Source organism: Nocardia noduli, from assembly GCF_019038455.1.
Taxonomy (GTDB): domain Bacteria; phylum Actinomycetota; class Actinomycetes; order Mycobacteriales; family Mycobacteriaceae; genus Nocardia; species Nocardia noduli.
In genome coordinates this window covers 1-21,723 of record NZ_JAFMPL010000043.1, presented here as the reverse complement: position 1 = coordinate 21,723, position 21,723 = coordinate 1, and the positions used below count along the sequence as shown (strand labels likewise).

At 66.7% G+C, this 21,723-nt stretch carries 17 protein-coding genes and 1 pseudogene; 13 read left to right on the top strand and 5 right to left on the bottom strand.

Annotated features, from left to right (window positions below; all coding sequences use genetic code 11):
- Nucleotides 1–74: 74 nt before the first annotated feature.
- Nucleotides 75–1,958 (top strand): Vgb family protein, encoded by a 1,884-nt coding sequence (locus JZ792_RS22305; protein ID WP_438804362.1) that lies wholly within the window; start codon nt 75–77, stop codon nt 1,956–1,958.
- A 243-nt stretch (nt 1,959–2,201) separates the two neighbouring features.
- Here the strand turns inward: JZ792_RS22305 and JZ792_RS22300 are convergent, their stop codons facing one another.
- The 4 genes from JZ792_RS22300 to JZ792_RS42135 form a co-directional block, all read right to left on the bottom strand.
- Nucleotides 2,202–2,621: a hypothetical protein gene (locus JZ792_RS22300; protein WP_216912973.1), complete on the bottom strand. Its 420-nt coding sequence runs from the start codon at nt 2,619–2,621 to the stop codon at nt 2,202–2,204.
- On the bottom strand, nt 2,621–4,699 hold the full coding sequence (locus JZ792_RS22295) for a hypothetical protein (RefSeq protein ID WP_216912972.1): 2,079 nt from the start codon (nt 4,697–4,699) through the stop codon (nt 2,621–2,623). Before JZ792_RS22295 ends, JZ792_RS22300 begins: the two co-directional genes overlap by 1 nt.
- Nucleotides 4,696–6,423 carry a hypothetical protein gene (locus JZ792_RS22290; protein ID WP_216912971.1) on the bottom strand — a complete coding sequence of 576 codons (1,728 nt, stop codon included), beginning with the start codon at nt 6,421–6,423 and terminating at the stop codon, nt 4,696–4,698. The genes JZ792_RS22295 and JZ792_RS22290 overlap by 4 nt, the downstream gene beginning before the upstream one ends.
- 101 nt (nt 6,424–6,524) lie before the next feature.
- Nucleotides 6,525–7,355 (bottom strand): site-specific integrase, encoded by an 831-nt coding sequence (locus JZ792_RS42135; RefSeq protein WP_254190164.1) that lies wholly within the window; start codon nt 7,353–7,355, stop codon nt 6,525–6,527.
- 795 nt (nt 7,356–8,150) lie between these two features.
- Between JZ792_RS42135 and JZ792_RS22280 the strand changes: the two genes are divergently transcribed.
- The 3 genes from JZ792_RS22280 to JZ792_RS22270 all read left to right on the top strand — a co-directional run bounded on the left by JZ792_RS22280 (nt 8,151) and on the right by JZ792_RS22270 (nt 11,056).
- Nucleotides 8,151–8,876, top strand: a complete 726-nt coding sequence (locus JZ792_RS22280) for a hypothetical protein (protein ID WP_216912969.1) — start codon at nt 8,151–8,153, stop codon at nt 8,874–8,876.
- Nucleotides 8,877–9,017: 141 nt separating this feature from the next.
- Nucleotides 9,018–9,305, top strand: coding sequence for an effector-associated constant component EACC1 (locus JZ792_RS22275; RefSeq protein ID WP_308165401.1), 288 nt, complete (start codon nt 9,018–9,020; stop codon nt 9,303–9,305).
- 32 nt (nt 9,306–9,337) lie between these two features.
- On the top strand, nt 9,338–11,056 hold the full coding sequence (locus JZ792_RS22270) for a caspase family protein (RefSeq protein ID WP_216912965.1): 1,719 nt from the start codon (nt 9,338–9,340) through the stop codon (nt 11,054–11,056).
- A gap of 406 nt (nt 11,057–11,462) precedes the next feature.
- Here the strand turns inward: JZ792_RS22270 and JZ792_RS22265 are convergent.
- Nucleotides 11,463–12,594 (bottom strand): annotated as a pseudogene (locus tag JZ792_RS22265) (IS3 family transposase).
- A gap of 279 nt (nt 12,595–12,873) precedes the next feature.
- On the opposite strand from JZ792_RS22265, the gene JZ792_RS22260 reads away from it, so the two are divergent.
- The 9 genes from JZ792_RS22260 to JZ792_RS22220 form a co-directional block, all read left to right on the top strand.
- Nucleotides 12,874–13,506: a hypothetical protein gene (locus tag JZ792_RS22260; RefSeq protein WP_216912963.1), complete on the top strand. Its 633-nt coding sequence runs from the start codon at nt 12,874–12,876 to the stop codon at nt 13,504–13,506.
- A 53-nt stretch (nt 13,507–13,559) separates the two neighbouring features.
- Nucleotides 13,560–14,297 (top strand): hypothetical protein, encoded by a 738-nt coding sequence (locus JZ792_RS22255; protein WP_216912961.1) that lies wholly within the window; start codon nt 13,560–13,562, stop codon nt 14,295–14,297.
- A 96-nt stretch (nt 14,298–14,393) separates the two neighbouring features.
- On the top strand, nt 14,394–15,809 hold the full coding sequence (locus JZ792_RS22250; RefSeq protein ID WP_216912959.1) for a DUF3560 domain-containing protein: 1,416 nt from the start codon (nt 14,394–14,396) through the stop codon (nt 15,807–15,809).
- 214 nt (nt 15,810–16,023) lie between these two features.
- Complete coding sequence (locus JZ792_RS22245) at nt 16,024–17,541, top strand: ATP-binding protein (protein ID WP_216912957.1); 1,518 nt, start codon at nt 16,024–16,026, stop codon at nt 17,539–17,541.
- 175 nt (nt 17,542–17,716) lie between these two features.
- Nucleotides 17,717–18,277: a hypothetical protein gene (locus JZ792_RS22240; protein ID WP_216912955.1), complete on the top strand. Its 561-nt coding sequence runs from the start codon at nt 17,717–17,719 to the stop codon at nt 18,275–18,277.
- A gap of 92 nt (nt 18,278–18,369) precedes the next feature.
- Nucleotides 18,370–18,936, top strand: coding sequence for a hypothetical protein (locus JZ792_RS22235; RefSeq protein WP_216912953.1), 567 nt, complete (start codon nt 18,370–18,372; stop codon nt 18,934–18,936).
- Complete coding sequence (locus JZ792_RS22230) at nt 18,855–20,102, top strand: DNA-processing protein DprA (RefSeq protein WP_216912951.1); 1,248 nt, start codon at nt 18,855–18,857, stop codon at nt 20,100–20,102. The genes JZ792_RS22235 and JZ792_RS22230 overlap by 82 nt, the downstream gene beginning before the upstream one ends.
- 82 nt (nt 20,103–20,184) lie before the next feature.
- A complete protein-coding gene (locus tag JZ792_RS22225) occupies nt 20,185–20,844 on the top strand; it encodes a hypothetical protein (RefSeq protein WP_216912949.1) in 660 nt (219 codons plus the stop codon).
- A gap of 152 nt (nt 20,845–20,996) precedes the next feature.
- On the top strand, nt 20,997–21,723 hold a 727-nt coding region (locus JZ792_RS22220; protein ID WP_216912947.1), incomplete at its 3' end, for a class I SAM-dependent methyltransferase.

The following is a 21,723-nucleotide window of genomic DNA, read 5'->3' as shown; positions in this document are numbered from 1 at the left end:
AAACTCGGAGAATATAAGTTCACTTGCGGGAGTCGCACTAATGCCGGCTCAGGAAAGACTGAAAGGATCAAGCCATGCTGCCACCCATCGCCCATCATGGCCAGGATCGAGGTCGCCCGATGAGCCCTATCAGAGCTGGCGTTTCGGTCCGACGTGCCGCCAGGGCCATAACCGAATACCCCCGCCTCCACAGCTATCCAGAGATCATCACTGCCGGGCCGGATGGAAATCTGTGGTTTACCGATTATCAGTGGATAGGGCGGATTACTCCAGCCGGAGCCATCACCGAAACCGCTGACGGCCTCAGTCCGAACGTCAGCCTGGGCTGTATTGCGGCTGGTCTGGATGGAAACTTGTGGTTCACCGAGTCCGACGGCGACCGAATCGGGATCGGGCGGATCACCCCGGACGGGACCATCACCGAATACACCGACGGCCTCACCCCGAACAGCGGCCCACTCGGTATCGCGGCCGGGCTGGACGGAAACCTGTGGTTCACCGAGTTCGAGGGCAACCGAATCGGACGGATCACCCCGGACGGAACCATCACCGAACACACCGACGGCCTCACCCCGAACAGCGGCCCCGCGTATATCGCGGCCGGCCCGGACGGAAGCCTGTGGTTCACCGAGTACAAGGGCCATCGCATCGGGCGGATCACTCCAGCTGGAACCATCACCGAACATACTGATGGCCTCACCCCGAACAGCGGCCCCACGAGTATTGCGGCCGGTCCGGATGGAAACATGTGGTTCACCGAGTACGACGGCCATCGCATCGGGAAGATCACCCCGGACGGAACCATCACGGAATACAAAAACGGCCTCACCCCGAACAGCCGGCCGAGCGGTATCGCGGCGGGGCCGGATGGAAACATGTGGTTCACCGAGTTCGAGGGCAATCGCATCGGACGGATCACCCCGGACGGAACCATCACCGAATACACCACCGGCCTGACCCCGAACAGCTGGCCATTCGGTATCACCGGCGGGCCGGATGGAAACCTGTGGTTCACCGAGTACGAGCGCCACCTGATCGGGCGGATTACCACAGCCGGGACCATCACCGCATACCCTCGCTTACCCAGCTGGCCGGTCGGCATCGCCGCCGGGCCGGACGGAAACATGTGGTTCACCGAGTACAAAGGCCACCGGATCGGACGGATCACCCCGGACGGGACCATCACCGAATACACCACCGGCCTCACCCCGGACAGCGGGCCGGTCGGTATCGCGGCCGGGCCGGATGGAAACTTGTGGTTCACCGAGTTCGAGGGCAATCGCATCGGACGGATCACCCCGAACGGAACCATCACCGAATACGACGCCGGCCTCACCCCGAACAGCGGCCCCGCGTATATTGCGGCCGGCCCGGATGGAAACCTGTGGTTCACCGAGAAATTCGGCAATCGCATCGGACGGATCACCCCGGACGGGACCATCACCGAATACACCACGGGCCTCACCCCGAACAGCGGGCCATTCGGCATCACCGCGGGGCCGGACGGAAACCTCTGGTTCACCGAGTACGACGGCAATCGCATCGGGAAGATCACCCCGAACGGAACCATCACCGAATACGACGCCGACCTCACCCCGAACAGTCGGCCGAGCGGTATCGCGGCCGGGCCGGACGGAAACCTGTGGTTCACGGAGTACAAGGGCCACCGAATCGGGAAGATCACCCCGGACGGAACCATCACCGAATACGACGCCGGCCTCACCCCGAACAGCGGGCCATTCGGCATCACCGCCGGGCCGGACGGAAACCTCTGGTTCACCGAGTACGACGGCAATCGCATCGGGAAGATCACCCAGGACGGGACCATCACCGAAACCCCCACGCTGCCGACTCTCGATAGCTGGCCTGTCTGCATCACTGCCGGACCGGGCGGAAGCCTGTGGTTCACCGAGTACAAGGGCCAACGGATCGGATACTTCGAGCCATCCTGGGTCTGAGTTCGGCTCTGTCGGTGATCTTGTGAATTACAAGATCAGCTGTTGGCTGCCCGGCCAACGCGGTGCCGGCCCCGACTTCCGATAGGCAAATTCGATACGGCGGATCCGCTGGAAATGGCCACGTGGGCACACCGGCAGAGTCGGTGTGCGATCGCGACCCACACGAGTAGCCGACTGCCCGAGTTCCCTGTGCCTAGATGCCGTCCTCACCCGGTTCACGCACGGCGCTCCGGAGTCGCCCTGTCACCGGATGTCGTTGATCATTCGCTGGTGACGGTGCGTGGACAGATCCGAGACGTGCCCGGCGACAGCGGCCTGTAGTCGCGTGTTCTCGATGGTGAGTCGGCGGATGTGTTCCTCGTAGTGGTCCAGGTGCAGTCGCAGTTGTCGGTTCTCCTCGCGTAATCGGGTGTTTCGTTCTCGCAGTTCATCGTTCGACGAGGAGCGCGATGGGCGCGGCGACAGTTCGGCCGCGCTTTGGGCTGCGTCGGCGAGGAACTGTTGAACGAGGCCGGGGTGGTTGCGGTAGAGCGTGGGCCGGGTGATGCCCGCGTACTGAGCCAGTGAGGTCACGGTGGCGCGGATACCTGTTTCGCGGGCGTGGGCCAATACCTCGGCGGCGACTGCCTGGAGCTGCGATTGCGGCGGTGTGGGAGTGGTCATCAGTCGCCTCGCATGTGGTCGCGGATGTCGATAAGGCGCATAATCTGGTCGCGGCGAGTTCGCAACCGTGAGGTCAGGTAGGGGGTGTGGGTGTCGTTGTCGAGTTCTTGTTCGATGTCGTGCAGTTGCTCGCGCCAGGCGGTGGTGTTGTCGGCGGTGATCGCGACGTTGCGGCAGGCCAGCGGTCGGCAGTCGCCCAGGGCGGGGTTGGTGTTGTTTCCGTTGTGGCACAGCGCTTTGTCGGGGTTGTGGATGCAGGTGACGTAGCGTCCGGGGTAGACGTGCGGATCGTGCTGGGCGGCCAGTTTCTCGAACTGGCGACGGTCGCGTGGCACGATGCCCTGGAATCGAACATGGCGACCGTATTCAGCGAGGCGACGTCGTCCCTCCTCGGCTGCGGGTCCGGTCAGGCTTTCGTGTTCGTGGCGTTCGACCATCATCGCGAGGTCTTCGCCGCGGGCCAGGGCTTGTTCGGCTTCGACTTCGGCGCGGAATCCGGAGTTGGAGGTTCCCGCGTAGCCTTCGAACATTTGCACGCTGTGGTGGCGATAGGCGATGGCCCCTGCGATGGAGCCACCCGGGCGGCGCGCGATGAACCACGCCAGGGTGCGACGGAATTGGCGTGTGGTCACCCGTGCCGGACGTCCGTCGATGTCGGGGACCGTGTCGGGCAAGCCGCAGGTAGCGCAGTAGGTGTTGATCCAGGCGATGAATCCGGCGATGTCCTCGTTGGTGGCTTTGCTGGTAAGGGCCTCGTTGACGAACACGCGACCGCCGCGGCGCTGGTTGGAGTGGTGGCCGGTGAACAGCGGCGCGAACAGCCAAGGCTGGTCCGCGGGTTGGAGTTGTTCGAGGATGCCGATCGCTCGGGCCACCGGGGGCCCGACGACCCAGGTGGCCTCAACGCCCTCGGCGGTGTTCTCGCCTTTGAAGGCGCGGCTGGTCACGTGGTGGCGGGTCAGCCGTCCGGTGCGGTCCGATGTCGTGGTCAGACAGCCGCGGTGCAGGTGTTTGACCTCGCTGTCCCGCATGCCCGACAGGTAGGCGATCACGATGTAGCAGGCGGTGCTCAGGCGCTGTTCGTAGGCGGCGTAGTCCGCGTAGGCCATTCGGTGCAGCCAGGGCCGCCCGGCGATGAGCGCGCTCATCGGCGACCACAGGTAGGAGTTGTCGTCGACGCCGACTTGTCGTGCGGCGTCCTCGATCAAGGCGAGGTTTCGGATGCACTTGAGGGTACTGCGGGTGGCGTCGGCTTCCCGTGCCAGGTGCGAGTGGTTGATGCCGACCGGACCCCCGGGTAATGGTCGCTCCTCGCGCAGGTATCGGTCGAGCACGGCGGCCAGCAGCGGGGTGGCGGTTTTGCTGCCTGCGGGGCGGCGTTGGGCTCGTCGTGTCCAGTGGCGCGCGTGCAGGCTCGCCCATTCCGTTCTGGCGGTGAGGATGTCGCCGGACAGTTCCTGGACGTAGCGCAGCGCCCATCCGAGCAGCGGACCGAGGATGGGTTCGCTGATGCGGTCGGTGGTGTTCTCACCTCGGCTGCCACGGACCCCCTCGACGTCGTCCAGCACGACCGACGGATCGAAGACCAGCGCGTCGGTGAGTCGGCTGCGGTATGTCCACAGATCGGTCGCGCTGCCGCGCACGCTCACCCGCCATCCCCGCGATTTGCCCTCGTGGACGAGGTGTTTGAGCAAAGTTTCGATGTCCTCGGGTACAACGTCGGCCAACCGTCGACGACCGCGCCGATACAACCAGGCGAGCACGATTTTGAACGCGCTGAACTCGGTCCGGATCGAGGCGATACTCCTGGGGCGTTCGCCCTCGGGAAGGTCACCGGTGAGTCGGCAATAGAACAGTTGCTTGGCAGTTTGCTGGAACGGCGGGGGCAGGGTGGTGAAGTCCAGCACCCATGACGGCTGCTGTTTCTGTAGTACTGCGCGCGACAGATCCCACCTGTCCTGATGGTAGCGAGGTGTGTCGGCCAGGCGGGCGCCCGGCCGTAGAGGGCGTTGGGCCAGAACGAGTGCGTTGGGGTCGATACGGTCGGTGGCGGCGGCGATTGGGGTGGGGCTGGTCATCGGATGTCTCGCGGTCCTTCCAGCAGGTCCAGCAGGCGCGTGCTGCGTCCATCGCTGTGTGATCGGGCGTGATCGAGTTGGGTCGGGGTGAACGCGGGCAGGATGTCCTCGGTGATCGACATCCACACCTGCCCGTAGCGGCGCCACCAGTCCTCAGCGGTACTGCCGTGCCATCGGCGTTCCAGCTCGGCCAGCAGATCGACCACTCCGGGCAGGTGCTCCGCGGTCACCGCGGCGTTGCGGCAGGCGAAGCACGCCAGAAACGACGCTCGGCACACTCCGTCGTTGAAGGGGCTGTCATCGATCGCACGACACGAGGCGAACGCGGTCACTGTCGTCATCGCAGTGGGATCTGCTTCGATCACCGGCACCGGTCCGTTGTTCGCGGCGATGATTCGCTGATGCGCTTCCCGCGCAGCGGTTTCCGCGTCGCCGATTGCTTCGGCGACGACATCTTGTGCCCAGTCGCGGACCTCGGGGTCACCGGAGAGGTAGTTGGTGAACAGCACGTCCTGGGTGTTGGTACGCGCCGCCGAGGGCAGGTGCCCGCCCACCGCGCGGGTGGTGCGGCGTTCGACGGTGGTCTTGAGCCGGTTCATGGTCAGCACCAGAGGTTTTCCGTGCTCGGTCAGGTCGTGTCGGCGTGCCCACCGGGTCAGGTTCATACACCGGTCGAGCGTCTTCGCGAAGGGGTCCATATGTCCGCCGTTGTCCCGGAATCGGTCGCGGACCGAGCCGTTCAACCATATCGACCACAGCGTGCGCGATCCGCTGAACTGGCGTGAGCGGGCCGTGAGTTCCCGCAGCAGCAGATAGAACCCACCTGGAGTGTGCAGGGCACGGTGCGGAGCGCCGATCTCCCAGGCGACCTCGGCGAACCAGTGTCCGGCGCCGCGGCGGCGTTTGACGATCTCAACCTGCACGGCACGATCGTCGAGCAGCCGATGCACCGCGGGCAGTTCCTTGATCGTTTCGCTGTTGCGGCCGGTCAACCCGACACCGAGCACCACCAGTGGTGCCAGGTCGGCGCTGATCAGGAACAGCCGTGCCGCATAGTCACGTCGTGACCGGGGATCCGGTGAACCGTTAGGAAACCGCAGCAGCGGCACCTCGCCGGTGGCGGCGAGCTGCGCCAGTTCCGCGGCCTCATGCTGTCGCGCCTCGGTGAGTGCGCCAGGTTCTCTCGACTGCACGAGTAGTTGTTCGCCTGCGCGGATACGGTCACGGATCACGGCGACATCCGACCGTGCCGCCCGCATGATGTTCGCGAAGACCTCGTCGGAATATCCGGGCACGCCGTGGCGATCCGACACCGTTGTCGACAACTGCCCGACCCGCAGATACGACCGTGTATCAGGTTGAAGATGCTGCTCGGGGATCTCCATCAGCACCCGGCAGATCCGACGCATCTCGGCCAGCACCGCGACTTCGGTGGTGGTCTCGAGCTTCGCCGCCCGGTACCGCTTCAAATGCGAGACCGTGATGTCGTCCACCGTCGACGGTGGCGTCGCCAGTGTGGCGAGGAAGGCGGTGAACCGCTTCACCGCCGTCCACGCATTGTTCGCGCTCGCCACCGTGTGCAGCGTGCCGGTGTGACCGACACGGATCGCAAACGCCGCTGCGAGTTCGACGCGCATTCCTGGCATCGGCATCTCGGTGAAGTCGTAGACCCTGCGGCGGTTGTCACGGCCGACGAACTCCACCTCCAACTGGTCCCCGGCCACGGTGACCGGCGGGCCTGGGTCGTAGACGGCAGCGGGTTGGCGCGAAGGCCGACCTCGCCGGGTACCAGCCCTGCCTGCACGCTCGTGATCAGCGATGTCGTTCACTGCGTCCGCGTCTGGTCGTCGGTGCTGTGCGAGTCAGTCGTGTCGTCGGCGACGGTTTCGGTGGTGACGTCGGCAGGGCGCAGCAGGCGTGGGTCCTCCCAGGCGTCGCCGACCAGCGCCATTCTGGTCTCCATCTCCAGTTCGGCCAGAGTGTGCAGGTATTTCTGTGTGGTCTCCACCGATCGATGACCGAGCCGGCGTCGTACCCAGTCCAGCGGATCGCCGAAAACCATCCGGTAGTGACGGCGCTGCTGGGCATCCAGCGACCCCAGAGCGTCGAGGTGTCCGCGCTGCAAGTGCTCCAAAGTGGTGACTGCGAAGCTGTGCCGCAGCATGTGCGCATGGCAATACACCGCCACACCCAACCTAGCGCAACGCTCACTTCCCCTGCGGAACATCGACTTCCACGCCGACAACCCCAACGCCAACCCGTCCTCACCCAACCACAACGCCGCCGGTTCCAACCCACCCGGCGTGCACCGCAGCAAACGCGCCCGCTGCCCCGGATTCAACCGCTCCACCCCGACCCACCGCCCACCGAGACGGACCGCCGCTCGCTGCGGATGATCGACGATCAGCGGGTCGACGACACATTCGTAGCGACCGGCCGCCCGCGCCGCCGCGACCGCCGCCGCCCGGTCGATCTCGACATAGGACCACACATCACGCAACACGCTGTCCGGGAAGTAGATGTTGCGGGCCGAACCGAATTTCGCGATCGCCGCCGGCAGCCACTGCCGGTAGTAGCCATGGAAGCCGTCACGGACCGGCAACTCGAACATCGTCAAACTCGACTGCTCCTCCAGCCGCAATCCGGTACGGATCATCACGTCCGTATACACGGCGTTACGGGCCCCTCGTGACCCCCGAAACAACGAATCCGGCATCCCGTCGCGCCCGTAACCGAGCAGACCCACATCCCGCCACTCCCGATACGCCCGCGGCGTCAGCCACTCCACCCGATCCCGACGCACATCCGGACGACGCTCGGCCGCCGTCTCCTGCTCCCCCGAGCCCCGCCGCCCCGGTCGAGTTCGGCTACGCCGCTGCACCATCGGCGAACTCGCCACATGACCGACCCGAACCGCCCACCGATAAAAGGAGTTCACCGACGACACCTCACGCTCCCACGTCGACGCCGCCACCAACGGACCATCCTCATCACGACAGCGCCACAACTCGAACACCCGCCGGTCCTCGACCTCAGCATCACGCCACGTCCGAGGACGCCTCACCCCACCCCCGCCATCGACACCAGGCCGGTGGAACCACAGGAACTCCAGGAAACGAGCCAGATCCCGAGCCACCGCATCATGGGTATGGCGCGACGCAGCCGCCATCCTCAACGACAGAAAATACTGGTTCAGCACCACGTCGTAACTGCCGTCAGGCGCGATCAAGAACGGTATCCCGTCCGGAATCGACTCACCATCAAGCCAATCCGCAATCGGCCCCAACTCCACCAACAACTCTCGCGGCTCCACAGGCCACTGACGAGCACGACGCGTGAACCGAACCCGCCACCCAGTCATCTGCACCGCGGCAAGCTATCAACGCGGACACTGTCCACGCATACATACGCCGAGGAAACGAGGCGGATCGCCCGCGACACCTCGGTGACGATGGGCGGGCGCCGCCATCCGATCTATCCGCTGCACGAGGCCGGGATGACCCGTGCGATGAGTCAGGGCTACCTGTACGGACTGTTCGGCGTGTGGTGGCCGAAAAGTTGCTGTAGGCAGTGTTGTTACGTCAGTGTGCCCAATTGGCCCGACCAGCTCGCTCGCTACCGCGCCTATCCGGACGAAGCCTTCCATCATCTCGTCGACGAGTACTGCGCGCTGGCGCTCAACCACCGCAGTGGACTGTTCGGGCCGGGCAAATCTTTACGGGATCGCCTACGCGCGGATGGCGCGTTCGAGGTCCACGCCTTGGCCGACGCGACGATGGACGCGTGTGAGTGGGCGGTGTACCGCGTGCGGCGCTGCTACAGTGCCCGCGCGCAAGCCTGGCGCGCGGTGGAAGTCACCCATCGCGGCGACCGCACCGCAACCCTGCGGTTCATCTGCGACCTCGCCGATAGCTTGGAGATCGCTGTACGGACCGAAGGGGAGCACACCCGGCTCTGGCTGACCGTCGATACCGAGAACTATCCACGCCTGGAGGAGTTCTTCGTCGCCGCCCCGCACAGCATCCAGCCGAAAAAACGTCCCGGCTTCGAGACCCGATGGGGCGGGCACGCCGACCAACGGCTGCTCGCGCTCGAACACGTGTGCCTCACAGCGACAGCTGGCCGGTCTCAATCACAATTGGCCAGCGATACGCCGGATGCCGCCATCGCAGCATGACCGGTTCATCGTCCCTGATATACGACCATGGAGTCCATTCGCGCCGCGAAAGATGTTGGGAGACTGCCCTCGGCGTCGTTTAGCCGTGCGATGTTCGCTGATCACCGCGCGTCGACGCTGGCAACGCGGTAGAAGTGGGGGGTGGACGTGAGCATCACAGTGTCGGATTCATCAGCAAACTCGCTGTATCGGTGGCTCGCTGCCGATCCGGAGGTTAGTCGCCATGCCACTGTCGCATTGGGGGATGACAGAGAGCCTGGCGGGATGGGCGGCACGCTGGAAGTGGTCAATGTCGTTCTGAGCAACGCGATCGCGCTGAGCAGCCTTCTGGTTGCTGTCGCATCGTGGCGTAATTCGCGACCGCGACCGCCGTCGGTCACGGTTGAAGGTGACGGCGTCGAGATCCCGATCGAACCAGATGAGACGTGACAAGCCTGCCAGATCCGACCACGTCACGAGCCGTGCTCATAGGCGTACATGCCTATGACTTCCTCGATGATCTGCCTGCCGTGCGGGCGAACCTCGAAGGGCTACAAAGTGTTTTCTCGAATCCAACTCTGTGGGGGCTTCCTGATCAACATTGTGTAGTGGTATCCCAGCCCAGGACCGCCCGCGAAATTCTCGATCGCGTCCGACATGCTGCGGCGGAGGCGACCGACACCTTGGTGGTGTACTACGCCGGACACGGCCTCGCCGATCCCTTCACCGACGAATTGTGCCTCACCCTTCCTGATTCCGTGCCCGCGCGCGGGTATACATCCATGCGGTATGAAGAACTTCGCCGAGTCATCATCGACCCTGCTGTGCCGGCCGAACGCAAAGTGGTCGTGTTGGACTGCTGCTACAGCGGACGGGCACTACTCGGCGGGATGAGCGTCTCGGACAGTATCGCCGAGGGGGCGACTGTACAGGGGAGCTACGTACTCACTGCATCGGCCGAGACGCGGAAAGCCCTTGCGCCACCGGGTGAGACCTTCACCGCCTTCACCGGCGAGTTGATCGAAACGCTGTCCACAGGGATTCCCGGTGGTCCGAGACTTCTCGATATGGACTCGATCTATCGGACGGTCCACCGATCGCTGTCGATCAAGTCCCGCCCGCTCCCGCAGGCACGCAACCGCAACACCGGCGGTCTCATCACCCTAGTACGCAACGTTGCTGTCTCCTCGACCGTCTCCGCAATTGAGCGGTCCCGGATCTCGGGCCCCGCAAGCCCGACTAGTTGGTGGCCGAGCCGGCAGATTTACACCACCGCGGCTCCACCAACCCACCCGCGGTGGAACTCGATCATCGACAATCCGCGTTACGGCGACGAACGCAACTTCATGCGAGTTCGTGACGTCTCCCCCGACGCAGTATTCGCCGACCGCGTCGAACTCACCGGCGGTGGAGAATACGAGATTTCGGTCTTCTACTGCAACGATTCGCCCATGCGAGCTGCGAACTTCACACGTCTGCGTGTCGAAGTCCCCGCGCTGATCCGATCCGCAGCCTCGCACCAAGGCGACATCGTACGAGCATCTCTACGCGCTTCCAACACCTTGCCTGTCGAGGTGTCCGACTGTGTCACCTTCATGAATAACACACCTACCGACATCGCTCTGCGATACAAGAAAGGCAGCGCAACCATCGAATGCGATGGCCGTTCCCGACAGATCGAGGGGATCGAGCTCTTCACCGTCGAGGGCGTCCGTCTCGGAACAAGCCCGGCCGACGACTACTCGATCCCTGGCGGTGGGGAGGGGCGCGTGACTTTTCGGCTCGTCGCAGACTACCCCCGCTTCATGTTCCAGAACCAGGTACGCCGCGAAGGAACCAAAGAGTGGTTCGACAGTGTCAGAGTCACCAGCGGTGACCGTGTCGAATTCGCCCTCGCCTACGCGAATTACGGGAGCGTCGAACAACGGGGCGTTGTCATGAAAGCCATCTGGCCTCCTACGTTACAGTTCGTACCGGAATCAGCCGAACTCGTCAATGGCAATAATCCAACCGGAAAGAAGCTCGGTAATGGGATCAATGGAGACGGAGTCAATATAGGAAGTTACAGTCCTGGCTCGAACGCATACCTATACTTCACAGCGATCGCGACTGGCCGTATCGGTGAGAGGCTAGATCTTCTGGCAGCTGTCGAAACCCTCAATGGAAACCGACGCGCAACCTCAACTGTGACGATTGGCTAGACACTGTGCCTTACAGCGATAGGTGACCAGTCTCAACTGATAGTTGGCCAGCGAAGCGCTCACACCTGATCGTGTCGCGCCCCCGGCGTCGGCTCGTCCACCCATGGGCGCCTTCAATGTATTGCTGGACGCCCACAGCGCCGACGAGCCCCCTACCGTCATCGATCACGCACCCCCGCCGAGACTAAACGATCCGCAAGACTGCCCGCGTCCGATACCTGAGCTGGCCAACTGCCATTGCACGCTGTGGTCATGAATCGTTGTTCCCCGCCAGCAGCATCAAATCGGGTAAGGCCATGCATCGGTGCGAGTCACAACACGCCGCCCTGCACGGCGCGCGCTCACCTGGCGAGTCCCCGATATCGAGTCCGCCCGGTAGTAGAGCCGGGTTGTGTTCGATCCAGGTTCAGTTGATGTCGCAGGCCACGGGGTGGTGGGTGTGGCCGCAGCGGGCAGCGTACTCGGCCGGGGTCAGGTAGCCCAGTGCCGAGTGGCGGTGGCGCTGGTTGTGCTCGTCCTTGAAGTCACCGATGACCACGCGGGCTTCCAGCAGGGTGCTCCAGTGGTTGCGGTTGAGGCATTCGGCGCGTAGCCGCCGGTTGAACGATTCGATGTAGCCGTTGTTCCACGGTGTCCCGGGCGGAATGTAGGAGATGCCGACCCGATCGACGCAGAACTGTTGCAGCGCTCCGGTCCGTTGTCCATCCGTAGCACCAGCGGTGGACCACCACGGCTGGTGAACACCTTCTCCAGCTCGGCCACCAGTTTCTCGGCGGTGATCGAGCGTTCCACCAGGTGCAGTAGCGACTCGCGGGTGTGCTCGTCGATCATCGACGCGATCTTCACCGCCTTGCCGTCGACGGTGGAGTCGAACTGGAAATCCAACGCCCACACTACTTTCGGTGCATCGGCGTCGATACTCGGCGCCGACGAGGTGCCGGCACGTTTGCGTGGGGAGTGCGCCCGCACCTGCAAGCCCTCCTCTTTCCAGAGCCGGTGGATCTTTTTCTTGTTCACCTCCTGACCCTCGTCGTGGACCAGCGCGGCCCAGGCGCGCCGGAACCCATGGCCCGGATGTTTCGTGGCGTAAGCGCGCAGCCAGGCCCGCAGACCGGCGTCCGGATCGGCAGGGGTCGCCGCGACCGGGACGCGCCGATAGGTAGAGCGAGCGAGCCCGATCGCCTTGCACGCCAACCGTTCCGACATGCTCAACACCTGTTTGAGCATGTCCACGGCGCGGCGCTTGGCGGCCGGGCTCAAAATTTTCCCTTCGCCACCTCGCGCAACGCGTCCTTCTCCAGCTCCGCCTCGGCCAACAACCGCTTGAGCCGCGCGTTCTGCTCGCGCAGTTCCTTGAGCTCTTTCGCCGCGTCGGTGTCCATGCCACCGAACTGGCGGCGCCAGTTGTACAGCGTCGCCGCCGACACTCCCAGCTCCGCGGCGATCTGCTCGCCGGTCCTACCTTCAGCAGCCAACTCGTCCGCGCGGCGCAGCTTGCGCACGATGTCCTCCGCAGAATGCCGCTTCCGACCAGCCATATCTCTCATCGTCCTTCCAGCCCTCACCGGGCCTGCAGGACTCTAATACCGAGCGGTCTCATTCACTGGGGACGGGCCACACCCATCGCAGCCTGAATCCTCGCCGTCTGCAACCAGTTTCACACCCGCCGACTCCAGGGCCGCGCCCGGATACGCCGTGCCGGTCAGGCCGTGCGTGGTTCGCCGCGCCGAGATCTGCCTTCTCGCCTTCGGAGATGGGGTCCTGACCCATCGCCGATGCGCGTGCCCTGTCTCCACAGACCGAAAGGACACCCGACTGTGTACGCGATCACCCATGGTTTCGCCCCCCAGGAGATCGAGTCCCTCCTCTGCACGGCCGCGCAGCTGTGGGATTGCGCCGGGGACCCCCACGACATCCTCAGTGCGCGCCAGAAGGATCTGCTGAACCGGGCCCACGAGCTGCTCACCGAGGACGACGAACCCGACGACACCGTCACGAACGCCACGACCGGTGCCAGGGGTGCGAGTGAGACCGCTTTCGTCATCGCCCACCACGATCCGGTCCGGTTCGCGATCGACGAGCCCGCGTTCGCGGGCTGGCTGGCGGTGCACGCCGACCGGGTCGAGGGCCTGCTGCCGGGCCGCCACGACGCCAAGCCCGCCAGCGATCTCCTGGCGTTCTTCGACGCGGCGCGCGAGGCCGATGTCCTCGCCGAGGACCCGCGTCTGGAGCTGTGCCTCGATCACGACGACACCGCCGCGCTGCCCGGTTTCACCCTCGTGCTGCGCAACCAGCACGGCAGCCACGACGGGCTCGGGTTGACCACCGGGTTCACCGAGCTGCTTTTCCCCGACGCCGATATCTCCACCGCCGAAGCGGCCCGATTCCACCTCGAACACATCATCGAGGTCGCCAACGGCATCTTGCACCTGCTCACCGGCCGCCCCTGACGCGAGGACGGGCGCGCAAGTTCTTCTCCGACAACAGTAAAGGCAGGATGCTCATGATCCCCGTCCACGAACTACGCACATGGTCCTCCGGTCTGGACCCCTCCCGTCATGTCGGGATCGATGAGGGCGGCCTCACTCTCGTGGAGTTCCCCGACCGCGACCCGCTGGCCGGGGCCTACCTCGAGGTCGGCGGCTGCGACGAGGACCCCGACGCGACCGACCCGCCGCCGACGAAGACCCCGGTGCCGGTCAGCGCGGCGCCGGATGAGGTGGTGGTGTCGGTGGCGGATCTGTTGGGCTTGGTCGGCGGCAGCCTCACCCGTGCCGAACTGCCCCGCGTGCGGGCGGCACTGCGCAAGTCGAGCATCGGTGACACCTTCAGCGAGGTGGTGTTCGCGGTCATCACCGCACGCCGACACGAACTCACCACCCGGCTGCGGGCGTTCTTCAATCCCGGCGCGTTCACCGGCCGCCTCGGCCGCGGACCGCTCGCGGCGGTGCCCGGCGATCACATCGGTCGGCTGTTCGGCCAGATCGAGCGCGCGTCAGAGCTGTCGGTGATGCGGGTGTGCTGCGGTGACGCGGCCCGCCTGTGTGTTCTCGACCGCGACACCGACAGGTTGTTCGACCTCGGCGAGATCTTCGACGCGTGGCTGCACGGCGACGCGCCGCTGCCCGGGCCCCGCACGCGGTGGATCGGTGACCCCGTCGAAGACTTCACCTACGACGAACTCACCCGCCTCGGCCCCCACGACTACCGGCTGCCCGACCCCGCCCCCGGTACCGACTGACCGCACACGGGTCACCCGCCTACGCCGGAACAGATCTACCCACTCACATACATGCATGTCTGCGCATGTCGACATCTCATGGAAGGAGGTGGTGTCGTGTCGGCACTCACGATCTCCCACACCGCAGAAGAGGGCACCCTGCTGGAAGGCACCGACCGCAACGATGGCACCTACGAGGTCATGACGCAGGTGCGCGAGGCGATCGGGCATTGGAGGTGGGCCAGGAGCCTCCAGTGCTGGATCGTGGTGTCCTCCCGGGATCACCAACCGAAGCAGTATCACATCGACTACGCCGCGAAGAAGCTGCGCGAGGCCGGATACACCGTCGAGGTCGACATCGATCGCACTGCGCGCGCCACCGCCGACGCCGAGACCGACCGCGCCGCACGCCAAGCCGACCGTGTCGAGGCGTTGCAGGACAAGGCATCGCGCAAGGACGCGACAGCCGACGCCGCAGAAGCGGCGCATCAGCGAGCCCACGACGCGCTACCTCCGTTCGGAGAGCCGGTCAAGATCGGGCACCATTCCGAACGCCGTCACCGCAACGCGATCGACAAGGCGTGGAAGACTTTCGGGCGCTCAGTCGAAGCCGGGCGCGAGGCGACCCGCGCGCACGATCGTGCCGAGTCCGCCGCTCACACCACCGAGCACCGGTATTCCCCGCGCACAGTCGCCAACCGCATCGACACCCTGGAGGCCGAGCAACGCGGAGACCAGCGCGCCCTCGACGGGCACACCCGCCGCTTCCTGGACGGCCGCGGCGAGGTCTACCAGACCGAAACCACGAAACCGGCCACCGGGGAGTATCGGGAGCGGGTGCTGGCCGCGATGGTCCAGCGTGAGCGCGACATCGCCTACTGGAAACAGATCCGCCAATCCCAGATCGACGAAGGGCTGACCCCGGACTGGGGGCGCGAGGATTTCACGGTCGGGGATTTCGTGCGTGTGCACGGGTCGACGTGGCGTCAGATCACGCGCGTGAATCCGAAATCGGTGTCGGTGGTGAACTTTTCCCTGTCCCCGCTGGTTCTGCACACCATCGTGGCGAAGATGACCGGGCACCGGTGGATCACCACCGATGACACGGTCCGCTTCCACGACATCACCGCCGTCATGACCGAGGCCCAGGCCCGCGAACGGTTCCCCGACGTCTTCGCCGACCTCGACGCCACCGCTGTCCCGGCGCGCCCGAAACGCAAGCCCGGCAAGACCAAACTCGACTACCAGCGTGGTCTTCAGGCCGAGCGCTGGTCCTGGAACATCGACGGCATCGACTACGACGCAGTGTGGCCGCACCCGCCGTACTGGTTCGCCACCCCACCCGAGCCGATCACCGAACCGGGTGTGCTGCGTTTGCGGGCGCGCCGCCGCCCGGACACGCGCGTGCATGGGGACCCGGTCGAACTCCCGGTGACCGAGTTCGCGATCACCGGACCGGTGCGCTGGCCCGAGGAAGTCCACAACCAGGTCCGCGCCCTGGTCGAGGCCCGCACCTATCTGCCCGCTGCCTGATCAGCCACCACCCGCTGCGGCCGAGACCGGGCGACCAGCCGAGCCGCCGCGTGATGGTGCGGCCCGCTCGCTGAATCCGCTGTCACACCGCAGCATCCCCCAAGCCAGCACCAGATGGGAGAACCGTCATGCCCTCCGATACCGTCCGCCAAGCCCCGTTATCGCCCCCTCGCCCGTCCCCGTCCCTCGACCGGTTCCTCCGAGGGCAACGGTGATGGGCGCAACAGCCTGGTCAGTGATCGTGCGCGGCCTGTCCGGGCAGCTGTGTGAAGTCGCGGCCGAGATCACCCCGGGACTGCCCTCGATCAGCGTGAGCGGCCCGTGCGGGGATCAGCCGCAGGCGTGGCTGGACCGGGTCCGCGCCGCGGTCGCCGGGGAAGGCCGGGAGTGGCCGCAGGCCCGGCTCACCCTCACCCTCTCCACACGGGCCGACTCGGGCATCGAGGGTATCCACGACCTCGCCGGGGCGGTGGCGGTCCTGGCCGCCGCCGATCCAGCCACCTTTCCCGCGCCGCGCCTGGCCGGAGTCGTCCTGCTCGGCCGACTCGCCCCGGACGGCGCTCTGCGGCCCGTGCGCGGCATCCTGGCCGCGGTCCTGGCCGCCCGCGACCACGGACGCACCCTCGTCATCGTGCCCGGTCTCAACCTGGCCGAGGCCGCTCTCGCGCCGGGGATCACCGTTGCGGGCGCCGATCATCTGCGCGCTGTCGCGGCGTGGCTCGGCGGCGGCGACCGCGCCCTGTCCGTGCCCGCCGCCGCCGTGGCGGCACCACCGGAATCGACCGGGGTGGACCTGGGTGAGATCCGCGGTCACTACCGGGCACGCTGGGCCCTCGAGGTGGCCGCGGCCGGAGGCCACCACCTGCGCCTGATCGGGCCACCGGCAGCCGGGCTCGGCGCGCTGGCCCGCCGCCTGCCCGGACTCCTGCCGCGCCTGACCGAGAACGAATCGCTCCAGGTCCGCGCGATCGCCTCACTGGCCGCCACCCTGCCCGAGGGCCCCCTCCCGCCGAACGCATCCCGCCCCTACGTCGAGGTCCACCACTCCGCCAGTGCCCGCGCGCTGCTGGGCAGCGCCACCTCCACGCGTCCCGGCGCGCTGGCGCGCGCCCACCACGGCGTGCTGCACCTCGCGTCGTACCCCGACCTGCACGAGCGCGCGCTCGAGGCGTTGCGGGCACCCCTCGAAGAGGGTGAGGTCGTCGTCGCCAACCGCGACACCCTGCTGCGACTTCCCTGCGAGACCCTCGTGGTGGCGACCGCGCCCGAATGCCTGTGCCCCGCAACTCATCAGGGCGCGTGTACCTGCCCACCCGCGGCCGAGCGCGGCCACCGGCAGCGGCTGCACAGGGTGCTCGCCGACCGCGTCGACATCACCGTCCGCGAAAACCCGGACGAGCGTGGCGGTTTCGGCGCGGACTCCCGCGAGACCAGTGCCGAGGTCCGCCACCGCGTCACCGCCGCCCGGACAGCGGCAGCCCGGCGGTGGGGCGAGCACGGCTACACCACCAACGCGCGCGTCCCCGCAGCGCTGCTGCGCCAGCGGTTTCCGTTGTCATCGGCCGAAGCCGCGCCGCTCGAGGCGGCACGGCGCGAGGGCCGGATCACCCGCCGCGGCGGCGACCGAGTCCTCGCGGTCGCCGCGACCATCGCCGACCTGCGCGGCGGCGAGGGTCCCAGCACCCACGACGTTGTCGAAGCCCTGCACCTGCACGGATTCGGCAGGCCGTAGGCCCTGCCCCGACCTCCCAGCCACCCGAACGGGTCACGCCCTCGGCGATCACCGCACCGCAGAAACCTGGAGAGCCCGCGCTCACCGTGCGGACGCGTCGACATCCACCAGCACTCACCCTTTGCGCCGTCCGCACCGGGCGGTGTTGTCGTTCGTTCGAAGGAGCCATCACCTGATGCCCATACCCGCCTCCACCGACCCGCCCACCACCGACACCGGCACCGGCACCGGCACCGGCACCGATACCCGGGCACGGGTCGAGAACGCGCGCGCCCGCGCAGAGGGCTTCGTCTGGGGTGCGCTGCACATCCAGCACACCTGCACTCCCGAGGCCGAGACCGCGGCGGCGTTCGCCTCCGCCTATGCCGAGCGGGTCACCGAATCCCTCACCGACGAGGGCGTTGTCGTGCCCGGCCTGGCGCAGGCGTGGGTCACCTGGCGGGTCAGCGGTGACCTCACCGCCGACCTGCGCCCCGCCCCGTCTGCGGTGGCGCGGGTGCCCGGTGTCGCCGAATGGGATACGGCGTTGGGGAACCGGACGGCGTGGTGGCTGTGCGCCGAAGCGCTGGGTTATGTGCGCGGCTGGTGTGACGCCGCGGGTGTCGGCTCCGGTGACGCGGTCGATTTCGCCCACGCCTTCGCCGTGCTCGTGTCCGCGGGCGGGTCGCGCCCCAACATCGCCGACGCCTGGGTCAACTGGCGCTCGGGGCGCCCGCTCACCGACTACGGCACATAACCACCATCACCCGGCCCCGCACCGGCAGCGCCACAAGGGTGCCGCCCCGATCGACCGGGCCGATTCATTCACCGACAGAACGGAGTTCGCTCATGGACAGCACCGATCAGTGCCCGTTCGCGGCAATGCGTGAGCCCCGGCGGCTCGCGTGGGCGCTGCTGTCGCGGGCCGCACGCGGACCCTCGAAACCGGTGTGGCGGTTGATCGAACGACTCGGTGTAGAAGACGCGGCGACCGCCCTGGCCACCGGCACCGTCGGCGACGAGGTGGACCGGGGCGTTCTCGCCCGCGCGGATCCCGACCGCGCCGCCGCCGACCTGGTCGTGCACTACGCGGGTGGGGGCCGACTGATCACCCCCGACGCCCCGGAATGGCTGCGCGCGCATCTGCCCGCGCTGCACGCACCCGAGTGGGGCCCCGAACACTTCGTCGGCCCGGTGGCGTTGTGGGCATCGGGCACCGGCCGGGTGTCCGAGATCGCCGAGGACGCGGTCGCGGTCACCGGGACACCGCGTGCGACCGGCTACGGCAGCCAGGTGAGCACCGCGATCGTCACCGATGTCACCCCGCCCGCGGTATGGCGATTGCGGCCACCGGCAGCGCCGGGATCGACGCCTGTGCGCTCACCGCCGCCCGCCAGGTTGGGGCGGCGACGTTGACGGTCCTGTCCTGCGGTACCGATCTGGCCTACCGTCACCACGACCACCACTTGCGCGCACCCCAACCCGCCGGTCTCCTGGTCAGCGAATACCCGCCCGGCACCCGCACCCGCCCTCAGCGGGTCGGGGCGGCGCACCGGTTGCTGGCCACGCTGTCTCGCGCCACCGTCCTTGTCGAAACCGACCCGAACTGCTCCAACGCGGCGTCGATCACCTGGGCGCAGCGGCTGGGCCGCAACGCCTACGCCGTACCCGGGCAGATCACCTCCCCGACCTCCCGCGACTGCAATCACCTCATCGCCGACCGCGACGTCACCCCGGTCACCTCGCCCCGCGACATCTCCTCGTCGCCGGTGACCTGCCGACCGAACCGTTCGCCTGACAGGAGAACTCACGTGATCGACACCTTCGCCTGGACCCTCACCCCGACCAGCCACGGCGGCACCGAACTGGCCCTCATCGCCGCCAGTCCCACCGCAGTCGCGGACCCGATCGCCGAATCCGTTCCTGCGCACCCGATCACACGTGAGACCCGCGATCGGGTGCGCGCAGGGCTGATCAACAGCGACGCCGAATATCCCCACGACCCGTATCGACTCTACCGACTCGGCGGCTGCGGCGGCGGATCACACCAGGATCTCGCCGCCGCGGTCACCGTCCACCAACTCGCCGTCGAATCACCCTGGCACGGAATACTCGACCACGTCGTGTTCCTGGCCGAACTCGGCCTCGACGGCAGCCTGCGACCTCGCTTCGCACCCCCAGCGCTCGCCACCCTCATCGCGTCGGCGGCGCGCACGGAATTCCGCTACGTCGTCATCGCAAGACCCGAGCACACCGACGATCTCGACCGGATCGAAGCCATCACCGTCGTGGCCCTCACCGACCTCCGCGAAGTCCTGAGCTGGCTTGAGACGTTGCCCAGCGAGCTGCCCGCACCCACCGCGGCCTCACCGGCCTCACCCGGGACGCGCATCGCCCACAACCTCGGTCCCGACCGGGTCCGCGCACTGCAAGTACTTCTTGACCGCTCCGATCAGGACGAGGAACCCGCCGTCGGCCCCACATCGCACCCCGACCACACCCGCCAATTGCGGCCATCCTCGCCGAATTCGACGGCACCGGCTCCTCGGCCACCGACCTCACCGACGCCACGCGACGGCTGAGCGACTTCGTCACAGACAACTGCTGACCATCGCGCGCCGCGCGCGGCGCGCCTCGTGTAGCGCCCGATTTCGAGGAGACACGATGGGTTCGACCGGATTCCAGGTATCGGCCTCGACCGATACGCATCGCTTCGTCCTGGACAACCTGCGCGACAACCTCGCCGAGGGACAACGCGTCGTGGCTCATTGCCGCACCGCACTGGGCACCGGCCGCCACGGCGGCTGGTCCTATGCCCTCTACGCCGCGATCGCCGACACCACCACCACACCGGTGACGGTGTCGGCGCACGTGCTGCTCTACCTGCGCCAGCACCGCCACGGCGTATCGGAGATCGTCGTCAAACATTTGCACGAGACCGAAGGACCCGTCGAACACCAAGGGGTCACCCGTCGGGTCCTGGAAGCGCTCACACCCACCGAGCATCCCCACACCCGGCAGTGGCGCGATGAAGCGATAAGCCATCACCGCGCCGTCGTCGACGCCCGCCTCCGCGTCAAGGAGGCGGTCGGCGCGGTCATCCGCCTGGACCGCCCCTACACCTACGGCCACGGCGTCGGTGCCGTCCAACAGGTCGTGGTGCGCTCCCCGACCCGCTGGCAACGCGCCCGGATCACCGACACCGGGACCGTGACCGACAGCCCCCCGCTACGTGCCGCCTCGGGGTGGGCACTGCGCCAATTCCAGATCCTGCGCGCACCAGAACAATCCGCACAATCCGCGTCACACATCCCACGATCCTGAAACACCCCCGCCGCCGACATCTCCGAACCGCACAGGCGCGTCAGCGCCCCAGCCGAGGTGGGCGCCGGGTCCGTGTCCCCATCCATCCCCCATTTCGCCGAACCCTCTGCCCGAGGGTACGGCGTCTTTCCTGTGTTCGGAGGTCGATGTCCATGGGCAGACTCACTCGAGACCAAGCCGCCGCGCATCGCGAAGCCCTCGCGCTGGCCGGTGTGCGCCGTGACCTGGACGAGGACGAGAAGCGTTTCGTTCTCACCCACTTCCAGGAATCGGCCAACCAGAATCACCATCCCGGCGGCGCGTTCTTCACCCCCGGCGATCTCGCGGACTGCATGTCCCTGGACGTGATCGGCAACCGAGTCATCGACCTGTGCGCCGGGATCGGCGCCCTCGCCTTCGCCTGCCGCAACCCGCACGAGCAGGCCCGCGGGCTGCCCGCACGCGAAATCGTCTGTGTCGAAGCCAATCCCGAATTCGTGGCCGTCGGAATGAAGCTGGTCCCCGAGGCGACCTGGGTGTGCGCTGATGTGTTCGATACCGGCCGCCAGCGGTGGCGGCCCTTCGACACCGCGATCGCCAACCCGCCCTTCGGCAACCACCCCCGCACCGGCAACGCCCCCGGCTACCGCGGCCCACGCTTCGAATACCACATTATCGCCCTGGCTTCGCACCTTGCCCGTCACGGTGTGTTCCTGGTGCCGCAGTCCTCAGCGCCTTTCCACTACTCGGGACGTCAGGAGATGCTCGAAGGTCGAGGCGACGCCGAGTACAAGCGTTTCTCCTCCGGCACCGGCATCGCTCTGGAGCCGGGGTGCAGTGTCGATACCGCCTTCCACGACACCCACTGGCATCAGCCGGTACCCCGCACCGAGATCGTGC

Excerpts from the sequence above, each read along its gene's own strand:
- JZ792_RS22245 (WP_216912957.1), top strand. The coding sequence starts at position 16,024 with ATGGGCGCAACAGCCTGGTCAGTGATCGTGCGCGGCCTGTCCGGGCAG.
- JZ792_RS42135 (WP_254190164.1), bottom strand. The coding sequence starts at position 7,355 with ATGATCCGTACCGGATTGCGGCTGGAGGAGCAGTCGAGTTTGACGATG.
- JZ792_RS22235 (WP_216912953.1), top strand. The coding sequence starts at position 18,370 with ATGGACAGCACCGATCAGTGCCCGTTCGCGGCAATGCGTGAGCCCCGG.
- JZ792_RS22225 (WP_216912949.1), top strand. The coding sequence starts at position 20,185 with ATGGGTTCGACCGGATTCCAGGTATCGGCCTCGACCGATACGCATCGC.
- JZ792_RS22255 (WP_216912961.1), top strand. The coding sequence starts at position 13,560 with ATGATCCCCGTCCACGAACTACGCACATGGTCCTCCGGTCTGGACCCC.
- JZ792_RS22230 (WP_216912951.1), top strand. The coding sequence starts at position 18,855 with ATGGCGATTGCGGCCACCGGCAGCGCCGGGATCGACGCCTGTGCGCTC.
- JZ792_RS22305 (WP_438804362.1), top strand. The coding sequence starts at position 75 with ATGCTGCCACCCATCGCCCATCATGGCCAGGATCGAGGTCGCCCGATG.
- JZ792_RS22280 (WP_216912969.1), top strand. The coding sequence starts at position 8,151 with ATGGGCGGGCGCCGCCATCCGATCTATCCGCTGCACGAGGCCGGGATG.
- JZ792_RS22295 (WP_216912972.1), bottom strand. The coding sequence starts at position 4,699 with ATGACCAGCCCCACCCCAATCGCCGCCGCCACCGACCGTATCGACCCC.
- JZ792_RS22300 (WP_216912973.1), bottom strand. The coding sequence starts at position 2,621 with ATGACCACTCCCACACCGCCGCAATCGCAGCTCCAGGCAGTCGCCGCC.
- JZ792_RS22240 (WP_216912955.1), top strand. The coding sequence starts at position 17,717 with ATGCCCATACCCGCCTCCACCGACCCGCCCACCACCGACACCGGCACC.